Below are 17,722 nucleotides of genomic sequence, written 5' to 3'. Positions count from 1 at the left end.
AACACGCCGGACATCCCGATCGCTCATCATCAGCCAGCCCATGACAGCCCCCAAAACCGGCCAAAACCGATCCAGAGACTGACATTTCTATCTTGCTCAGGACTGACATTTTAACTTTGCGCCTACACCAGACCCTACATATAAAGAATTCTTTGGATAATTAAATTCTCATGTTCCGCTCTGGCGCCTACAAGCCCAGCCTGCGGCTGGGTCCTGTTGAGGCCGAAGCGTTGCGCGGCGACAACCGGTCCCGGCGCGCTTGCGTCGCTAATGCGCCGCGCGCCGGTCCTCGGTTGCGCACCAGAAGGGATGATGGTCACGATCATCAGTCATAGTGAGCATGTCACCGAACTGATTGATCGGAAGCGATGGGATACGCAGGCGGGGAAATCCGGACTGGTCCACCATTCCGACAGGGGCAGCCAATATCTGTCCATCCGATACACCGAGCGGCTGGGCCTGGCCGGCATCGAACCGTCGGTCGGCAGCGTCGGTGATTCATACGACAATGCCTTGGCCGAAACCGTCAACGGCCTCTACAAGGCGGAGGTCATCCACAGGCGGGGACCTTGGAAATCCTTTGAAGCTGTGGAATACGCGACCCTCGAATGGGTCGACTGGTTCAACAACCGACGCCTGCTGGAACCTATCGGAAATATCCCGCCCGCCGAGGCCGATCAACGCTATCATGATGCCGTGAGCACTCAGCAAATGGCGGCGTGACTCACGAACTTTTGCCGCCGACAATCCCGGCGCGGTTCACATTGGACCATAACAATGTAGTTAAACTGGCTATTGAGAGAGAGAACGACAGCGGCGATCTCTACCGAATCACCGGAAGCGCGTATGTCTCCGTGTTGGAGATCGGGCCATTCTTCCAGCGGAACATCTCCAAATCGCCCCCCACCGCGTCATCATCCGGACGAACATCGTCCGACCCAAGGCCGGAAAGCAAGGACCGCATAACCTCATCTCCGAAGCGGGGCTGGCCAAGTGGGAAAAAACCCGTATCGGGCGGAAATCAATTCGGCAAAAGCAAGCAATAGGAGCATGACGGACCAATCAATCCCTTGCGCGAGGGTCAGCGCCGTCCATTCCCGGCCCGCTTGCGTCGGTCATCGGTCGCGGTTGAATCGCGCGGCCTTTCGGAATGGCGCGCACGTGACTTTACTCTCCAGCGCCGCTTGATCCATTCTCCCACCAGATCAAGCAGGGCGACAGAATGATGCCAACCCACGGACCCCAGATCGTTTGGCGGATGGACCAGCCAAGCCGACGCCCGCCCGCCCGGTCTTTCTTGCCGCTGCTGCGCGCCGCCGTCACCTCGCACCCCGACCGCCCCGATCTGTTGCTCGATCTTGCGGTCGCCCTTCGGGATGATCGGCGATGGACGGAAATCCGCGACCTTCTGTCGTCGCTTGCGGAAAAAGGCGCGCTGACGCCCGCGCTCGCGTGTGAGTTGGCGCAGGCCGCGATCGCCTGCGACCAGCCGGACTTGGCGTTGAGGGTCTTGGCCCCGGAAATCGCCGGAACCGCGCGAGACGCGCGCCGGCAAAGGGTCCTTGCCCTCTACGCCCTGAACCGGATCGACGAGGCCCGGACGGCGGCGACGCAGGTTCTGGACGAGAATCCCAGCGACAGCACGGTGCTGGGCGCCTTCGCGAACGACTGCCTGACGCGCGGCGCCGCCGAGGATCTGGCGAGCTTGTGTCGGGGGGCCATCGACGGCGGCTTCGGCTCCACCCTTCACCTCGCCTATCTGTCCGCCGCGCTTTCCTTGGCCGGTCGGACGACGGACGTTGTTCGCTTGATCGACCCGGAATATTTGTGCCGCCGGATCGAACTGGATACCGGGCTGATCGACAATGACGAACTGACCCAGGCGATCCTGACGCACCCGGCACTCGCCCCATCGCCGGAGACCAAGCCGACGCATGGACGCAATCTGCGCCTTGAAGGGCTGGCCAGCGTTGAACATCCGGCGATCCGCAATCTGCTGGCCGTCGTTCGCCGACAGGTTGATGATTATCTGGCGGAGCGTCTCAACGCGCTGCACCCGCTGATTGCCCATCGCCCGCAAACGGCGCGGTTGCAGGGTTGGGCGCTGGTCCTGTCGGATGACGGGCACGAGGAGACTCACATCCATCCGCAAGGCTGGCTGACCGTCGTCTACTACGCGCGCGTTCCCACGAGCGAGACGCGAGGGGCGGAGCGCGAGGCGCCGCCACCGGGATCGCTCGCCTTCGGCCCCTGGCCCCGGTTCATCGGGGAATCCTTGCCGGATTTTCCACGCTGGCGCGTGGAGCCGCAGGACGGAACGTTGCTGATTTTTCCCTCCTTCCTTGGGCATGGGACCGTTCCCACAGGCCTGAGCGAGCCGCGAATCTGCGTGGCGCTCGACGTCCTTCCGTGCGACCAAGCGCCGACGCCCTGACCAGAGACGGAACCAGGATCGCAGCATGAGCACCGCGCCCGCCCTGCGCGCTTTCGAGCAACCCGCCCCCACCGGGTGATCCGCAATTTTCTCGGACCCGATCTGATCGGCCAGTTGCTGGCCCGCGCTGAAGCCACAACCGAGATGCCTTCGGACCCACCTGGGTTGGCGACAGGGCAATTAATCCCGAGATCCGCGTCTCACGGGTTCTATGGGATTTCGGATCGTTGCGAGGCGCGTTGGAGGCGCGTTGGAGGCCCGTTTTCTGGCGGTCATGGATCCGACCGTCGCCGATCTGCGCCTGTCATCTTGCGATTTGGACCAGTTGGAGATTGAGCTTGCCGCCCATGGCGATGGCGCGTTCTACCGACGGCACATCGACACGCGAACCGGTCCGTCCGACAAAACGACGGATCGGGCATTGACCGGCGTGCACTCGCACGTCATGATCCCGTCCGCTTATGTGGCCCCCCCCCTCGCCTCGGCGGTGATCCACGCAGAAGGCGGGCGTTGCCAAACACATCGACGTCGCCGCCTATGCGCGCGGCTTTGTTCAGGTCCAATTGACCAGGGGAGAGACGCCAGGATTCGACGCCGGGCTGCGTTTTCTGACCGGCGACGCGACAGACGGTGCGCCATTATCCCCGGTCAAGGCGCTGGCCCTTTGGCAAGCCGACCTGATCCTGTCGCCGCAGGAACGCGCTGAACGTTTCACGTCGCCCAACGCCACCGTGGAACGCGACGCCCGCACGCCACCATCACGGACATGATTCATGCGTTTGATCTGCGGATTCCTCCATCTTGACAGCCGACCGGCTGAGGCCGGGCGGCTCGCCGCCATGGTCGCCGCTATGATCGAGCCGGGCCTGACCCCTGCGGTGGCGAGTTTTACTGAGGGGCCGATGGCGCTCGCCACGCTTGAATTCGCGCCAGCCGCCGCCATTCCGCGCGTTGACCCGCCCGCCCGCCTGCCGCACGGCGCGAGCGGTCTCGTGCTGGCCGCCGACGCCCGACTCTACGAAGGCGCAAACGGAAAAACCGACGAGGCAGCGCTGCTGAACGCGCTGGAACGTCGGAGGGGGGACGGGTCCGACGGAGGGCTTGGCGGCATTTTCGGCGACTTCGCCCTGGCCGCTTGGGATCCGCGCGATCAAACGCTGCTGTGCGCCCGTGACGGCATGGGGGTCCGACCGCTCTTCATCAACGATCAACCGGATCGGGTATTCGCCTTCGCCTCGCTGCCTCGGGGCCTGACCGCCAGCGGCTTCGTCGCCCGGGAACTCGACGAGGCCGCCCTTCTGAGCACGCTTTTGATGCGCGGGACGCCAAACAACCGTTCCGTGCTTCGCGGCGTTGAACGGCTTCCGGCGGGGGCGTGGATGCGGGTGTCGGCGCGTCGGCGGGAGAGCGGGCGGCATTGGCGGCTCGACCCGGCAACCGCAGGCCAGAACCGTTGCCGCCCGGAAGAGGCCGCCGAAGAGATGGCGGCGCTGGTGACGCAAGCGGTCCGCGTCCGCCTGCCGGAAACCGGGCCGGTGGCGACTCACCTGAGCGGCGGGCTTGATTCCCCCTCCATCACCGTCCTCGCCGCCCGCGCCTTGCGCGCGACGGGGCGCCCGTTGCTCGCCTACCCATTCCTGCCGACGCCGCAGGGAGACTATGCGCCGGACGGCGAAGGTCCGCTCGCCCAAACGGTGCTGGACCAGGAACCGGACATCGTCAGCATCCCCGCGCGCATTGGCCCTCCGCTGGATTTTCTGCTGCCCCGGATGGATTGCGATCAACCCCTGCCGTTTGACCCCGCCGATCCCAACGCGTGGATCTGCATGGACGCGGCGGCGCGTGGCGCACAGATTCTTCTTTCAGGGTGGGGCGGTGACGAGGGGGCATCCTTCAACGGTCGCGGCGCCCTGGCCGAAGCGCTGCTCACCGGGCGCTGCAGGAGGTTCGCGCGCGAGATTCGGGCGGTGTCCGTCGCCAGGGGCTGTTTGATGACGGATACGCTGCGCGGTCAGGTGCTGGATTATCTGCTGCCAGACGCCATTCAGACCTTCGTCCGGCGTCTGCTCGGCAGAACGCGGGACAGCACGCCAATGACCTCAATCAGGCTGCTGTTGCGCCATGAGGCGATGGGCGGCGTCCCCCCGCCGTCGCCGCCGATGCGCCCCAACGCCGTCGCCAATCGCCTGAACCTCCTGAACGGGCCGGTTCTGACGCGGCGGCCCGAACATTGGGCGCTGACCGGCGCCCGCACCGGCATTGCCGCCGCTTTCCCCCTGCTCGACCGTCGGGTGATCGAATTCGCGCTGTCGTTGCCAAGTGCGCTGTTCCTGCGCGACGGTGTTTCGCGGCGGCTGTATCGTGACGCCATGATTGGAATCCTGCCGGACAAGATCCTTAAAAACTCCTCCAAGCATACCCCTTTTCCCGAGGCCTCCCTGGTCGTCGCCCTGCAACGCGACACGCTGCTCCATCAGCTTTCCGACTTGCGCGGACACCCACGGATCAACGCGTTGTTCGATCTGGAGGCTTTGGAACAGCGTTTGCGCGCCTTGCCGCCCCCGGAAGAGGCGTTGCGCCGCTCGGGCGAATTGGGTGGCGACCGGGCTTTGCGCAAGGTTGCGGAAACGGTCCCGCGTATTTTGCGCTTTATTTCCTATATTCGGCAACATCACTGACACGCGCGGCGGCATCACGGATGCGGCGCGTTGTCACCCAGCGGTTCGGTCGTCCGTTTCGTGGTCGCCCGTTTCATGGGTGAAGCGGGCGACCACGGCGAAACGCCCGGCGGCGGGCGTCCCAACCACCCCCGTCCGGCCAACCGTCACCCAGGCATGGGCCAGCATCCGCCGCCCACCCACCGTCGCCTCTTGATCGGTCGTTTCGTCATCGGACAGAGCCATGCCGAAATGCACGGTGGCGGGAATGCCGCGGCGGCCCAACATGGCCCTGGCGGCAAGCGCCTGGGGCAAGCAAAGTGCTGTCCATGGCAGATGGCGGGCGGTTCGCTCAACCGTCTGACCGATCAGCCGGACTTGGGCCTACCGAATCAGATCGACCGCGGCGACTGCTCCATCGGATCGTTCACGCGCCAGGGGACCAAGGTTGATCGCGATCCACGGGAAGGGCAAAACCGCCAGCATAAGCTGCGCCAACGCCAACCAGACCGCCGCCTCCGTCGCCAGCCACTGATCCGCCAACGGCAGGGTGAGGAGTTTACGCAGCCGACGCATTGTCCGTGACGAGCAGGCCACGTTTGCGCAACGCGCCCAGAAAACGCTCGACCTCCCGGCGGGCCTCGTCGGGGGCCACGTCATATTCAGCGGTCAGCGCGTCCACCAGCCCATCGACCGCCACCGGCGCCGCGAGCAGTTCCCAGATGCGGGAGCCAACGGAGTTCAGATTGAAGTAACGGCCCTGCTCGACGCTCATCATCAGCAGTTCCCCGTCGACATCGGCGGTCAGCAGGCCATCGGCGCGGCCAAGCGTTCCGCAAGCTTCCGTCGGGTTGTTCATGGATGTCTCCGTCGTCTTGTCCCTGCATGGCCCCAGCGTCAGCCGCGCCGCTCGGTGGGCATTTTTGCCCGGAATGCTTATCACAAATACCCGAATCGTTCCATCATCGGGTGGTGAGCAGCGGCGATGGCGTCGCTCTGCGCCGTGGTCAGAACCTTGGCCCAGGCTCCAACCCGACCGGATCGGAAGAAGGGCGCAGTTGATCGCGACGAGCGTTCGGAGAAACCGGATTGGCGCTCCTGACGTTGCAACTCTGTAAAATCGCTGAAGTGAACGGCGCGCTCCACCCGTTCCGGTCGCATTTCAAGCCCCATAAAGGCGACCACCGCGCCGAACGCCTCCACCGGATTGGCCCGCAAATCCTCGTATCGCAGGATATGGACGGGAAAATCGGGTTGGTCGACCCAACTTGCGGCATGGGTGCTCCAATCGCTGATCCCTTGCTCAACCTGCGGGACGTATTTGCCACGATATCCAGCGATCCGCTGTTTGGGATTGTTCAGCATCTTGATCGCGCGGTCGAATGTCACATTGTAGTGAAACGCCAGCGATACAGCCACGTCGCGCGGGTCGCGGAGAATATAAACCACTGACCAAGCGTTCCCCCGCCCGAAGAGAGGTGTGCCATCGATGGTGACGCCATGTTTGTCATGGACCTTGATGCAATTGATCCTGTCGCACCGCTGGACAAAATCCTCCATAATGATGGAGCGGAGAAGGTTTGTTTCGTCAAAGCTGAGCAGATTTGGATCAACGATACTTTCTTCCTCAAGAAAATCCTTCCGAACCGGATAAGGGCTGTTCAGATCAATCCGGTTGATGTCGATTGGCGCGTCGGTTGCGAAAAGATAATTGGCGATCAGCAACCGAAGCCATGTGTTGCCTGATTTCATGTAAGAGGCGAGCCAAACGATCTTGCCCCCGGACGGCATCACACCTCCTTGTCAATCTGCGCGAGCACAGCGGCGACCGTGTCGTCCAGCAATGCGAAGTCCATGGCGCGGTCCAGCAGAAAAACCCGAACCCGACCGAGCAAGGCGGCGATCTGCCGGAACAGGTCAGCGTCGCGCCCCAGATGGCCGGCCGTCTTTGAGCGATACACCTCGTCGCGCACCAACGCAGCGGCGTCGACAGGATCCAGCGGCGTCAAATCGAACCGACCTGGTGAATCCGCTTTCCGCAGGATGACGATCATGGTTAGCCGCGTCGGTCCTTGCACCGCCATCCTCGGCGGATCGACGTGGAATTTTTTAAGGCATGGTCGAACTGGCGGTCCCAGACAATCGGTCAGCGCAAGCTGTTCGACAGCGTCCATCCACAATCGGTGCTGCCGCCCATCTGGCAAGATGGTGGGCACACCGCCGTCAACGAAGCGGATGGCGGCGACGTCGTCGCCAACGAAATCACAACCCGCCTGGCAAAGCGCCGCCGCCAGGGTGGATTTCCCGGCGCCGGTGACGCCGCACAAGGCCACCCCCCGGCCCCGATACGAAAGGGTGGCGGCGTGCAAAACAAGCTGTCCGCGCTGATGAAGCAAGACGCCGAAGGCAGTGCCCAGCAGGAAGGGCGCGGCATCGGTGGCGGTCGACGACGCGTGGAGATCAACGACAACCTCGTTTCCATTTGTGACGAGGAAACGCGCGACTTGTGGAACCCGAAATAGAAAAGCGGTGTCGTCAAGTTGCCACGTCGGCCCGACCCGAATTGCGGCGCCCAGCACCGCTGGCACCGTTCCGCACCGAACGCGCACATCCGTCTGAGACAAGACCTCGTCTGCGATCACCATCCCTGGAAGAGAAAAATCAGATGCGACGGCAAGACCGCAGACTCGATAATAAAACAACGATCATCTCTATGATTAACGACACCAGCACAAATTAGAAGACAGACCTGCGTTACGACGGGCCGAAAGCCGGATCCGTTTCATTCGTTTGGTTGGTTTTTTGTTCAGTGAGGCTCTTGATGGCCTGATCGCGGATTTCAGGAGCCATCCAGGCCTTCTTGCCAAGAACGGGCGCGGCATTCACCGGATTCAAGGAGTCACGCGAATTCATGGTTTTACCTTCAAGGCGTTTGGCGTTGCCTGCCTTCATTTCCATAAGGCGTCAGCCTCAACCATATGCGGGAAGATGGGGAAAAGGCAAGCGCCGATGGTGCCGCGCAGATCATACGCCAGGATGGTTCTTCCGTTCCATCCTCGACGTAACCCAAGCGGCGATAGAGATTTTGCGCCGGGGTTCCGCATGTCCACGCTCAGACTCACCGTTCGACCATGGTCCGCCGCCCGCACCTGCACGGCCTGAAGAAGCCCGCCCCCCCCCCCCCGCCGTTCCGGCAACAGCGACACGTCCACGACGCGCAAATCCGCGCTGGTGTGGGCAAGATACAGCCGTCCGACCGTTTCGTCTCCGCAGGTCAGAATCATGAAATCCGGATCGGCGTAGGCAGCGGCGTAGTGGCGCGTCTGAAACGTGAACTGGGAGGTCAGGAAGGCGTGCTTCATCGCCTCGGGCCACCCCGTCGACCCCAGTCCCACCATCCGCACGGACATGTAGAGCCGCAACAAAAAGGGAGAATCCTCAATTTTTTTAGTCCGCAAAGAGAACCCTTGTGCCGCCCAGGGGGCGGGCGGCGGCTTGGATATCCATGAAGGCGCTCCAGATTCATATTCTCTGTAGAATATGGCGCCAACATTTTTAAGTTTCCAGGATTACAAAACCATAACCACCTTGGCGGGCGGGACAGACCTTCCCTGCCTCTGGCAAGCATCTCCAGTACATGTCCATCTCAGCCGTGCAGCCAACCCTCCACCTTGTCGCTGCTGGGAACCGAGCCGGCATGTACGACCTTGCCGTCGATGACGACGGCCGGCGTCGACATCACCCCATAGCCGACGATATCGCGGATATCCTCCACCTTCGTCAGGGTGATCGACGCTCCCTTGGCCGCGGCCACTTTCGTCAGTATATCGACGGTCGCCTTGCATTTGGCGCAACCGGACCCGAGAACCTTGATATCCATGTCCGTCTCCTTGATGGGCTGCCGGTCATCAGACCAGCAGATGGGAAATGCTGTTGAACAGATAGCCGATCACCAGGATGCCGGTGACGACAATGCCGAAGAACAAGGCCAGCAACGGCCCCTTGACCACGCGCTTCAGCATGATCAGCGACGGCAGCGACAGGGCCGTCACCGCCATCATGAAGGAAAGCACCGTGCCCAGCCCCACGCCCTTGGCCACCAGCGCCTCGGCGATCGGCAGGGTGCCGAAGATATCGGCATACATCGGCACCCCGACGAACGTGGCCAGGATGGGGGACCACCATTTGTCCTGCCCGATCAAGGCGGTGATCAGGTCCGCCGGAATCCAGTTATGGATGCCCGCACCGATGCCGACGCCGATCAGGATATAGGGCCAGACGCGCCCGGCAATATCGCGCACCTGCCCCCAGGCGAAGGCGATGCGTTCCCGCCGGGTCAGGTCCGTCTCACCCTGATCCAACACGGGCGCCGTGCGGACGAAATCCTCCACGTGATCCTCCATGCCGGCATGGCCGATCAGGGTGCCGCCCAGGACCGCCAGCACCAGCCCGATCAGGACATAGGCGATGGCGATGGACCAGTTGAAGATGCTGGCCAGCAGGATCACCGAGGCCAGATCGACCAGGGGCGACGAAATCAGAAAGGAGAAGGTGACGCCGAGGGGCAAACCCGCCCCGGTGAAGCCGATGAAAAGCGGGATCGACGAGCAGGAACAGAACGGCGTCACCGTCCCCAGCAAGGCCCCGATCAGATTGGCCCCGACGCCCCTATACCGGCCCAGGATACGCCGCGACCGTTCGGGCGGGAAATAGGACTGGATATAGGAGATGCTGAAGATCAGCACGCAGAGCAGGATGAATATCTTGATCGTGTCATAGATGAAGAAATGGACGCTCCCACCCAGCCGGCTGGCCGGATCAAAGCCCGGCACGGACGAAAGCAGCCAGGAAACCAAATCTGACAGCCACTGCATCTTCAGCAGTTGGTCGTTGAGCCAGGAGAACAGGGACGACATGGGTCTGGTCTCCGGGTTGCGGCGATCAAAGCTCAGGTCGGACAGTAAGGCCCCACGCGGTTGAACGCGTTGATATATCGCAAACTGCGGGTTAGCACCTCATCTCCGGACGGCAAGAGGGCCGTTTCACCCGCCGCCGCTGTCGCGGATTGTGACAAGCTGGACATTCAATTATAATTCCATAATAATCGAATTATGGAATCAAAACACGCTACAGAGGCCTTCGCGGCCCTTGCCCAGGAAACGCGGCTGTCCATCTTCCGTCTGCTGGTGCAGCGGGGACCCAACGGCCTGCATGCCAGTGAGATCGCCGCCCAGGTCGGCGTACCCGCCTCCACCCTGTCCCATCATCTGGGGATTCTAGAGCGGGCGGGCCTGCTGCGGTCCTGGCGGGTGCAGCGGCAGATTTTCTATGCCACCGATTACGAGGGCACGCGCAAACTGGTGGCCTTCCTGATGGAAGAATGCTGCCAGGGCCGGCCCGAGATTTGCGGCGGCATCCAGGCCGTGGCCTGCTGCGACAATGGACCGGATTGACCCCAACCGACACTCCCCGAAGGAGACATCATGTCCGAGCGCGTTTTCAATGTGCTGTTTCTGTGCACACATAATTCAGCCCGCAGCGTCATGGCGGAGTGCATCCTGAACAAGGAGGGCAAGGGCCGGTTCCAAGCCTTCAGCGCGGGCAGCCAGCCATCGGGGCGTATCAATCCCTATGTGAAGGACCTGCTGGAGCATCTGGGCCACGACACAGCGGGCCTGCGCTCCAAGACCTGGGATGAGTTCGCCACCCCGGACGCGCCGCAGATGGATTTCATCTTCACCGTCTGCGACAACGCCGCCGGCGAGGTCTGCCCGGTATGGCCCGGCCATCCCATGACGGCGCATTGGGGTTTCCCCGACCCCTCTTCCGCCACCGGCAGCGAGGCGGAGAAGGCGGCCTTCACCGCCGATGTCTTCCGCCAGATCCAGCGCCGGTTGCAGCTGTTCATGAGTCTGCCGCTCACCTCGCTGGACAAGCTGGCCCTGAAACGCAAGCTGGCGGAAATGGGCCAGCAGGAAGCCATGGCGTGACCGTCATCACCATCTATCACAACCCCGCCTGCGGTACCTCGCGCAACACGTTGGCCATGATCCGCAACAGCGACGTGGAACCGACGGTGATTGAGTATCTGAAGACCCCGCCGTCGCGCGAAACCCTGGTCGACCTGATCGCCCGCATGGGTGTGCCAGTGCGTGCATTGCTGCGCGAGAAGGGCACACCTTTTGCCGAGCTGGGGCTGGGCGATCCGTCGCTGTCCGACGACGCGCTGCTGGATGCCATGATGGCGCATCCCATCCTGATCAACCGGCCCATCGTGGTCATGCCTCTGGGCGTGCGCCTGTGCCGGCCGTCGGAATTGGTGCTGGACATCCTGCCTGACGCGCAGAAGACCGCCTTCGCCAAGGAAGATGGCGAGGCCGTCGTGGATGCGGCCGGCAACCGTCTGCGTTGATCGGCCCCGTTTTCCAAACCCGTTCCCAAGGTCCGCCATCATGAGCCAAGCCGCACCCGCCCGCCGCCTGTCCTTCCTGGATCGGTACCTGACCTTGTGGATTTTCACGGCCATGGCCCTGGGCGTAGCGCTGGGCAGCCTGTTCGAGGGGCTGCCGGCCGCCCTGGACCGGCTGTCGGTGGGCACAACCAACATTCCCATTGCCATCGGGCTGATCCTGATGATGTATCCGCCGCTGGCCAAGGTGCGGTACGAGGAGTTGCATCAGGTCTTCGCCGACAAGCGCATCCTGGCCCTGTCTTTGGTCCAGAACTGGATCATCGGGCCGGTGCTGATGTTTGCGCTCGCCGTCCTCTTCCTGGCCGACCAGCCGGATTACATGACCGGCCTGATCCTGATCGGACTGGCCCGCTGCATCGCCATGGTGCTGGTATGGAACCAGTTGGCCTGTGGGTCGAACCAATATGTGGCGGGGCTGGTGGCCTTCAACTCCATCTTCCAGATCCTGTTCTTCAGTATCTATGCGTGGTTCTTCTTAGGCTTCCTGCCGCCGTTGCTGGGGCTGGAGGGCAGCGTCATCAACGTGTCCTTCTGGACCATCGCGGAGGCGGTGCTGATCTATCTGGGTATCCCCTTCCTGGCCGGCTTCCTGACCCGCAAGGTCCTGATCCGCGCCAAGGGGGAGAGCTGGTACGAGAACCGCTTCCTGCCCCGGATCTCTCCCCTCACGCTGGCGGCCTTGCTGTTCACCATCGTCGCCATGTTCAGCCTGAAGGGCGGTGACGTCGTGCGGCTGCCCCTGGATGCGCTTTCCATCGCCGTACCGCTGACGCTCTATTTCTTCATCATGTTCCTGGTCAGCTTCTTTATGGGGCGGCTGATCGATGCTGACTATCCCCGCGCCACCTCGGTCGCCTTCACGGCGGCGGGCAATAATTTCGAACTGGCCATCGCGGTTGCCATCGCCGCCTTTGGCCTCGCTTCCCCCGTGGCCTTCGCCGCGGTCATCGGCCCGCTAGTGGAGGTGCCGGTGCTGATCTTGATGGTGCAACTGGCGCTATGGCTGGGCCGGCGCTGGTATCCGGCCACCGCACCGGGGAAAGGGCGCGTGTCATGAACCGCCTGCGCACCCTGTCCGATCCGGCTCATCTCCCGGCCCTTGACCCCGCCTATGCCCACCAGCAGCCAGCCCTGGGGCTGGGGCCACTTGATCACAAGCCTCGCATCCTGCTGCTCTATGGGTCGCTCCGCGAACGCTCCTTTTCCCGTCTGGCGGTGGAAGAAGCGGCCCGGCTTCTGGAGTATTTCGGAGCCGAAACGCGCATCTTCGATCCGTCCGACCTGCCCTTGCCTGATCAGGTGAAGGGTGACGACCATCCCGCCGTGCGCGAACTGCACGACCATTCGATCTGGTCAGAAGGCCAGGTCTGGTGCAGTCCTGAACGCCATGGTCAGATCACCGGCATCATGAAGGCGCAGATCGACCACCTGCCCCTGGCCATGGGCGGCATCCGCCCCACGCAGGGCCGAACGCTCGCCGTGATGCAGGTGTCGGGCGGGTCACAGAGCTTCAATGCCGTCAACACCCTGCGCATCCTGGGCCGCTGGATGCGGATGGTCACCATCCCCAACCAGTCCAGCGTCGCCAAGGCTTTCCAGGAATTCGACGAGGCCGGGCGCATGAAGCCGTCGGCCTATTATGACCGTATCGTCGATGTCATGGAGGAACTGGTGCGCTTCACCGTGCTGCTGCGCCCCCATGCCGACCGGCTGGTTGATCGCTATTCTGAACGTCGGGAAGCTGAAAAGCCGGTCGATACCACGACCGATCTGGCCACTTTGGCCGTCGGTGGCGGACAGGGCCGGGCGTCATGACAGGGCGCGAGGTTGATGTCGCCATCATCGGCGGTGGGCAGGCAGGACTTGCCACCGCCTATTACCTCCGCCGGGCCGGCATCGACTTTGTCATCCTGGATGGCGAGGCGGCACCGGGCGGGGCATGGCGGCACGGCTGGGACAGTTTGCGCCTGTTCTCGCCGGCGGCTTACAGTTCCCTGCCGGGCTGGCCGATGCCGCCGGGTGGCGATGACTACCCGTCCCGAGGCGCCGTCATTGACTATCTGACCCGGTATGAGCAGCGCTACGCCCTCCCTGTTGAACGGCCCGTTCAAGTCCAAGCGGTCATCTATGACGGCGACCGGCTGCGGATCGAGACGGATAAGGGTCCCTGGCGGGCGAGGGGCGTGGTCATGGCCACGGGCACCTGGCGCCATCCGCACGTCCCGCACTATCCAGGGCAAGAACTGTTCGAGGGACAGCAACTCCACTCCGCCCATTACAGCGGGCCCGACAGGTTCGCCGGGCAGCGGTTGCTGGTAGTCGGGGGCGGCAATTCCGGGGCGCAGTTACAGGCCGAATTGTCGCTGGTCGCCGATGCGACCTGGGTGACAGAGCGCCCGCCGGTCTTCCTGCCCGATGATGTCGATGGCCGGGTTCTGTTCCAGCGGGCGACCGCTCGTATCAAGGCGTTTCAGGAAGGTCGCGCGCCGGATGCACCGCCCGGTGGGCTGGGCGACATCGTTATGGTCGCCCCGGTCAAGGCTGCACGGGATCGCGGCAATCTGGGCAGTGTGCGGCCCTTCGCCCGTTTCACCCGAACAGGCGTCCTGTGGACCGACGGTACCGAGACCGATATCGACACAATCATCTGGTGCACGGGCTTCCGCCCCGCTTTGGACCCGGTTGCCGGGTTGGACCTGATCGAACCGGATGGAACCGTGGCTTTGGACAGCACCCGCTGTCGTCGCAATCCCAAACTGTGGTTCGTCGGCTACGGCACCTGGACCGGACCCGGTTCCGCGACCCTGATCGGCGTGGGCCGCAGCGCCCGCGATACCGCGTCGGAAATTGCGGCGGTATTGACGGGGTTTCCGACATAGCGTCCCGTTGACATCTCACCGGAACAACATCACCGGGATCAGGCAGGACCGGACCATCTCCGCCGTCGTGCTGCCGATGATCAGCGTGCGCAGCCTGGAATGGCCATAGGCCCCCATGACCAGCAGGTTGATGCTCACCTCTTCGACATGACGGGCGATCACCTCGTCGGGCTGGCCTGGCTTGATAGCGGTGGTGACGGTATAGCCGGATCCCCGCAGGATATCGGCCGCCGCCTCCAGCCCATGGCGGTTGCCGGGATTGTCGTCCCCCACCATCAGCATGTGGCAGTCCAGCCCCTGGAACAACGGACCACCCGCGATATGGCGGATGGCCTTCAGGATGCTGGTGCCACCATCATAGGCGACCAGGAACCGTTCCACCGGCTTGAAGGCACGGGAGGCCACCAGCACCGGCTTACGGCTGGCGCGCACCACCCGCTCCAGGTTGGAACCCAGGTGCAGCTTGGCGAAATTCGCCGCCTCCCCGCGCTTGCCGATCACGATCAGGTCGCTGGCCGCTTCCAGCTCCTGCACGGTCTCCAGCAGGTCGCCCTGCCGCAGCTTGGCTTGTACACCAGCGATCCCTGCCGCCTCCAGCCGGGCGCGGACCTGCTCCAGGATCAGCCGGCCCTTCTTCTGCGCCACCCGCGCCTGCTGGGCTTCCAACTCCGTCAGTTCGCTCAGCAGGCTCTCCCGGTCATCCGTGGTCAACGAACCCGTCAGGTCACCAATGCCGGCCGACGCCGTGCGGCGGCCCAGAACATGCAGCACATCCACCGTGGCACCCGTCCGCGACGCCACCCAAGCGGCGTGGTCGCAGACGCTGGCCGCATAGACCGATCCATCGATCAGGGCTGTCAAATGGGTCATGCTCGATCCTCCCTCAATGCCCCATGAGGCGCTCCAGGGCGCCGGGCTTGTCATGGATGGCCAGTTTATCGACGATGGTCTCGCTGGCCCGGTTCATGCCCACCAGATCCACCTCCGCGCCCTCGCGCCGGAATTTCAGGATGATGGTGTCCAGCGTGGCCACGCTGGAAATGTCCCAGATATGAGCGCCGGAGACGTCGATGGTCACCTTGTCCAGCGCTTCCTTGAAATCGAAGGCGGCGGCGAAATCCTCGCATGAGGCGAAGAAGATCTGCCCTTCGACGATGTAGGTCCGGTGTGCGCCGTCAGCCGTGATGCTGGATGTCACGCGGAAGACCTGCGCCACCTTCCAGGCGAAGAAGATGCCCGACAGCAGCACGCCGGTCAGCACCCCGATGGCCAGATTGTGGGTCAGCACCACGCCGGCCACGGTGGCCAGCATGACGATGCTGGAGGAACGTGGATGGGTCCTGAGGTTCTTCAGCGACACCCAGGAGAAGGTGCCGATGGAGACCATGATCATGATGGCGACCAGGGCCGGCATAGGGATGCGCGCCACCCAGTCGCCCAGCACGACGATCAGGAACAACAGGAAGATGCCGGCGCAGAAGGTGGAGAGCCGTCCCCGCCCGCCCGATTTCACATTGATCACCGACTGGCCGATCATGGCGCAGCCCGCCATGCCGCCGATGAAGCCCGTGGCGATGTTGGCGATGCCCTGGCCCACGCATTCCCGGTGCTTGTCCGATGTCGTATCGGTCAACTCATCGACGATGGAAGCCGTCATCAGGCTTTCCAGCAGGCCGACAGCTGCGACGCCCGCCGAATAGGGCAGCACGATCCACAGGGTTTCCAGCGTGAAGGGCACGTCCGGCAGCAGGAAGACCGGCAGGGTGGACGGCAGCTCGCCCATGTCCCCCACGGTCCGCACATCCAGTCCCAGCCCGATGGAAAGGGCTGTCAGCACGATGATGCAGACCAGCGGCGACGGCACGGCCCTGGTGACACGCGGCACCAGATAGATGATGGCCAGACCACCGGCCACCATCACATAGGTCAGCCAGGTGACGCCGATCAGCTCCGGCGTCTGCGCCATGAAGATCAGGATGGCCAGCGCGTTGACGAAGCCGGTCATCACCGACCGCGACACGAAGCGCATGACGGCAGCCAGCTTCAGGAAACCAGCGCCGATCTGCAGGATGCCGGCCAGGATGGTGGCCACCAGCAGATATTGCAGCCCGTGTTCCTTGACCAGCGTCACCATCAGCACGGCCGTGGCCGCTGTCGCGGCGGAGATCATGCCCGGCCGACCACCGACGAAGGCGATGATGACGGCGATGGAGAAGGAGGCATAAAGGCCGATCTTGGGATCGACCCCGGCGATGATGGAAAAGGCGATGGCCTCGGGGATCAAAGCCAGGGCCACGACCAGCCCGGCCAGGACATCCCCCTTGATGTTGCCAAGCCATTCGGCGCGCAGACGCGCGGGCGACAATGCAAACAAGGAAAGCTCCGGATGAATAAGGGCGATGCGCGCTCGACCGCTTGGTCGGCAGATCGCATGAAGGGGATTGGGGAACGATGTGAAGAAACGGATCAACCATCGCCAAAACGCTGCCATGGACAGGCAGGCCCCATCAGGGCTGGGCAGCGTGGCATGTGGATGGGGTCGGTTACATCGGGTTCCTGGTCACTGGGGACTTGGTCGTTCCCGCCGCATTGCAGCAGGTATCAATCCATAAAATGCTGCCGCCGTTGCCGCAAGCATTTTAATCCGAGGCAGCGTATGTGCTGCCGCCCGCAGCGACGCAAGGCCTCACCTGTTCGCTGGGAGAAGCGTTTTGACCTGCGTCATGGTCGGGTGGGGTTCTGACCGAGAATCTATCCTGACTGGCAGCGATAGGAAATATCGGCGATGCAACTGATGCTTGGCAGACCGACGGAGCCGGATTGGCACACCATATCAGTGGCGGCGCGCTGGACCGGCATCAGAGCCAACCCACGGGACCGATCATTGACGAGGCCCTGCGTCGCCTTTCGGTCCATGGCCGCAACGGCCCATGGCGTTTCGTCGATCAATTCAACAATCTGCTGATTTTGCTCTTGCTGCGTGCCGCCGTGCTGTTGGGCCATTCTGTAGACGCCAGCGCCATTCTGGGCGTGGTCCTGATCAAAGGGATGATGGGCTTTGTCCAGGAGGGCAAGGCGGAAAACGCCCTGACAGCCATCTGCACGATGCTACAGCCCATCGCCGCCGTATTGCGTGACGGCCAATGCATCAGCTGTAGGGTCTGGTGACATCATTTCAACGAAGCGACAGCAGTGTCGAGGCGGTAATCGGCAATCCTGATGCGCTCTCGGCTACTGTCGTATGCTGCGTCAACGGCTTCGCGGAGAGGGGTTTTATCCA

Annotated in this window: 20 protein-coding genes and 1 pseudogene; 11 read left to right on the top strand and 10 right to left on the bottom strand. The window is 63.1% G+C overall.

All coding sequences use genetic code 11. From position 1 onward, the window contains the following. Positions 1 to 387: 387 nt before the first annotated feature. The 4 genes and pseudogenes from GE253_RS25145 to GE253_RS25130 all read left to right on the top strand — a co-directional run. A pseudogene (locus GE253_RS25145) lies at positions 388 to 723 on the top strand (integrase core domain-containing protein); the annotation flags it as partial. 574 nt (positions 724 to 1,297) lie between these two features. Then, on the top strand, positions 1,298 to 2,434 hold the full coding sequence (locus GE253_RS25140; protein WP_173012833.1) for a putative 2OG-Fe(II) oxygenase: 1,137 nt from the start codon (positions 1,298 to 1,300) through the stop codon (positions 2,432 to 2,434). A 563-nt stretch (positions 2,435 to 2,997) separates the two neighbouring features. Continuing rightward, positions 2,998 to 3,204 (top strand): hypothetical protein, encoded by a 207-nt coding sequence (locus GE253_RS25135; RefSeq protein ID WP_153206903.1) that lies wholly within the window; start codon positions 2,998 to 3,000, stop codon positions 3,202 to 3,204. Positions 3,205 to 3,207: 3 nt separating this feature from the next. Beyond that, positions 3,208 to 5,112: an asparagine synthase-related protein gene (locus GE253_RS25130; RefSeq protein WP_153206902.1), complete on the top strand. Its 1,905-nt coding sequence runs from the start codon at positions 3,208 to 3,210 to the stop codon at positions 5,110 to 5,112. Between the two features lie 33 nt (positions 5,113 to 5,145). Here the strand turns inward: GE253_RS25130 and GE253_RS25125 are convergent, their stop codons facing one another. The 8 genes from GE253_RS25125 to GE253_RS25090 form a co-directional block, all read right to left on the bottom strand. After that, positions 5,146 to 5,460 carry a lasso peptide biosynthesis B2 protein gene (locus GE253_RS25125; protein ID WP_348770952.1) on the bottom strand — a complete coding sequence of 105 codons (315 nt, stop codon included), beginning with the start codon at positions 5,458 to 5,460 and terminating at the stop codon, positions 5,146 to 5,148. 190 nt (positions 5,461 to 5,650) lie between these two features. Beyond that, positions 5,651 to 5,950, bottom strand: coding sequence for a lasso peptide biosynthesis PqqD family chaperone (locus GE253_RS25120; RefSeq protein WP_153206900.1), 300 nt, complete (start codon positions 5,948 to 5,950; stop codon positions 5,651 to 5,653). 80 nt (positions 5,951 to 6,030) lie between these two features. Then, positions 6,031 to 6,882 carry a sulfotransferase domain-containing protein gene (locus GE253_RS25115; protein WP_153206899.1) on the bottom strand — a complete coding sequence of 284 codons (852 nt, stop codon included), beginning with the start codon at positions 6,880 to 6,882 and terminating at the stop codon, positions 6,031 to 6,033. Then, positions 6,882 to 7,679: a hypothetical protein gene (locus GE253_RS25110; protein ID WP_153206898.1), complete on the bottom strand. Its 798-nt coding sequence runs from the start codon at positions 7,677 to 7,679 to the stop codon at positions 6,882 to 6,884. The genes GE253_RS25115 and GE253_RS25110 overlap by 1 nt, the downstream gene beginning before the upstream one ends. Before the next feature lie 166 nt (positions 7,680 to 7,845). Beyond that, positions 7,846 to 8,049, bottom strand: coding sequence for a hypothetical protein (locus GE253_RS25105; protein WP_153206897.1), 204 nt, complete (start codon positions 8,047 to 8,049; stop codon positions 7,846 to 7,848). Then, positions 8,040 to 8,453 (bottom strand): hypothetical protein, encoded by a 414-nt coding sequence (locus GE253_RS25100; protein ID WP_153206896.1) that lies wholly within the window; start codon positions 8,451 to 8,453, stop codon positions 8,040 to 8,042. The genes GE253_RS25105 and GE253_RS25100 overlap by 10 nt, the downstream gene beginning before the upstream one ends. A 284-nt stretch (positions 8,454 to 8,737) precedes the next feature. Then, positions 8,738 to 8,971: a thioredoxin family protein gene (locus tag GE253_RS25095; protein WP_153206895.1), complete on the bottom strand. Its 234-nt coding sequence runs from the start codon at positions 8,969 to 8,971 to the stop codon at positions 8,738 to 8,740. Positions 8,972 to 8,999: 28 nt separating this feature from the next. Then, positions 9,000 to 10,007, bottom strand: a complete 1,008-nt coding sequence (locus GE253_RS25090) for a permease (RefSeq protein WP_153206894.1) — start codon at positions 10,005 to 10,007, stop codon at positions 9,000 to 9,002. A gap of 195 nt (positions 10,008 to 10,202) precedes the next feature. On the opposite strand from GE253_RS25090, the gene GE253_RS25085 reads away from it, so the two are divergent. From GE253_RS25085 to GE253_RS25060, 6 genes are read left to right on the top strand one after another with little or no spacing between them, the layout of a single operon-like run. Then, positions 10,203 to 10,544 (top strand): metalloregulator ArsR/SmtB family transcription factor, encoded by a 342-nt coding sequence (locus GE253_RS25085; protein WP_153206893.1) that lies wholly within the window; start codon positions 10,203 to 10,205, stop codon positions 10,542 to 10,544. Positions 10,545 to 10,574: 30 nt separating this feature from the next. Beyond that, entirely contained in the window at positions 10,575 to 11,081 is a 507-nt protein-coding gene (locus GE253_RS25080) for an arsenate reductase ArsC (protein WP_153206892.1), read from the top strand. After that, positions 11,078 to 11,503 (top strand): arsenate reductase (glutaredoxin), encoded by a 426-nt coding sequence (arsC, locus tag GE253_RS25075; protein ID WP_348770951.1) that lies wholly within the window; start codon positions 11,078 to 11,080, stop codon positions 11,501 to 11,503. The genes GE253_RS25080 and arsC overlap by 4 nt, the downstream gene beginning before the upstream one ends. Positions 11,504 to 11,543: 40 nt before the next feature. After that, positions 11,544 to 12,620, top strand: a complete 1,077-nt coding sequence (gene arsB, locus GE253_RS25070) for an ACR3 family arsenite efflux transporter (RefSeq protein ID WP_153206891.1) — start codon at positions 11,544 to 11,546, stop codon at positions 12,618 to 12,620. Continuing rightward, positions 12,617 to 13,378 carry an arsenical resistance protein ArsH gene (gene arsH / locus GE253_RS25065; RefSeq protein ID WP_153206890.1) on the top strand — a complete coding sequence of 254 codons (762 nt, stop codon included), beginning with the start codon at positions 12,617 to 12,619 and terminating at the stop codon, positions 13,376 to 13,378. The genes arsB and arsH overlap by 4 nt, the downstream gene beginning before the upstream one ends. Beyond that, positions 13,375 to 14,442 carry an ArsO family NAD(P)H-dependent flavin-containing monooxygenase gene (locus GE253_RS25060; RefSeq protein ID WP_153206889.1) on the top strand — a complete coding sequence of 356 codons (1,068 nt, stop codon included), beginning with the start codon at positions 13,375 to 13,377 and terminating at the stop codon, positions 14,440 to 14,442. The genes arsH and GE253_RS25060 overlap by 4 nt, the downstream gene beginning before the upstream one ends. Positions 14,443 to 14,457: 15 nt before the next feature. Here the strand turns inward: GE253_RS25060 and GE253_RS25055 are convergent, their stop codons facing one another. Both GE253_RS25055 and GE253_RS25050 read right to left on the bottom strand, forming a co-directional pair. Beyond that, the gene (locus GE253_RS25055; protein WP_153206888.1) at positions 14,458 to 15,312 is read right to left on the bottom strand and encodes a universal stress protein; all 855 of its coding nucleotides are present in this window, start codon (positions 15,310 to 15,312) and stop codon (positions 14,458 to 14,460) included. 13 nt (positions 15,313 to 15,325) lie between these two features. Next, positions 15,326 to 16,807, bottom strand: coding sequence for a SulP family inorganic anion transporter (locus GE253_RS25050; RefSeq protein ID WP_247878868.1), 1,482 nt, complete (start codon positions 16,805 to 16,807; stop codon positions 15,326 to 15,328). Positions 16,808 to 17,262: 455 nt separating this feature from the next. Between GE253_RS25050 and GE253_RS25045 the strand changes: the two genes are divergently transcribed. After that, positions 17,263 to 17,610 carry a hypothetical protein gene (locus tag GE253_RS25045; RefSeq protein ID WP_153206886.1) on the top strand — a complete coding sequence of 116 codons (348 nt, stop codon included), beginning with the start codon at positions 17,263 to 17,265 and terminating at the stop codon, positions 17,608 to 17,610. Positions 17,611 to 17,722 lie beyond the last annotated feature (112 nt).

The organism is Niveispirillum sp. SYP-B3756, from assembly GCF_009495745.1.
Classification (GTDB): Bacteria; Pseudomonadota; Alphaproteobacteria; order Azospirillales; family Azospirillaceae; genus Niveispirillum.
The sequence above is the reverse complement of the archived record's forward strand: the minus strand, read 5'-3'. Positions and strand labels throughout refer to the sequence as shown.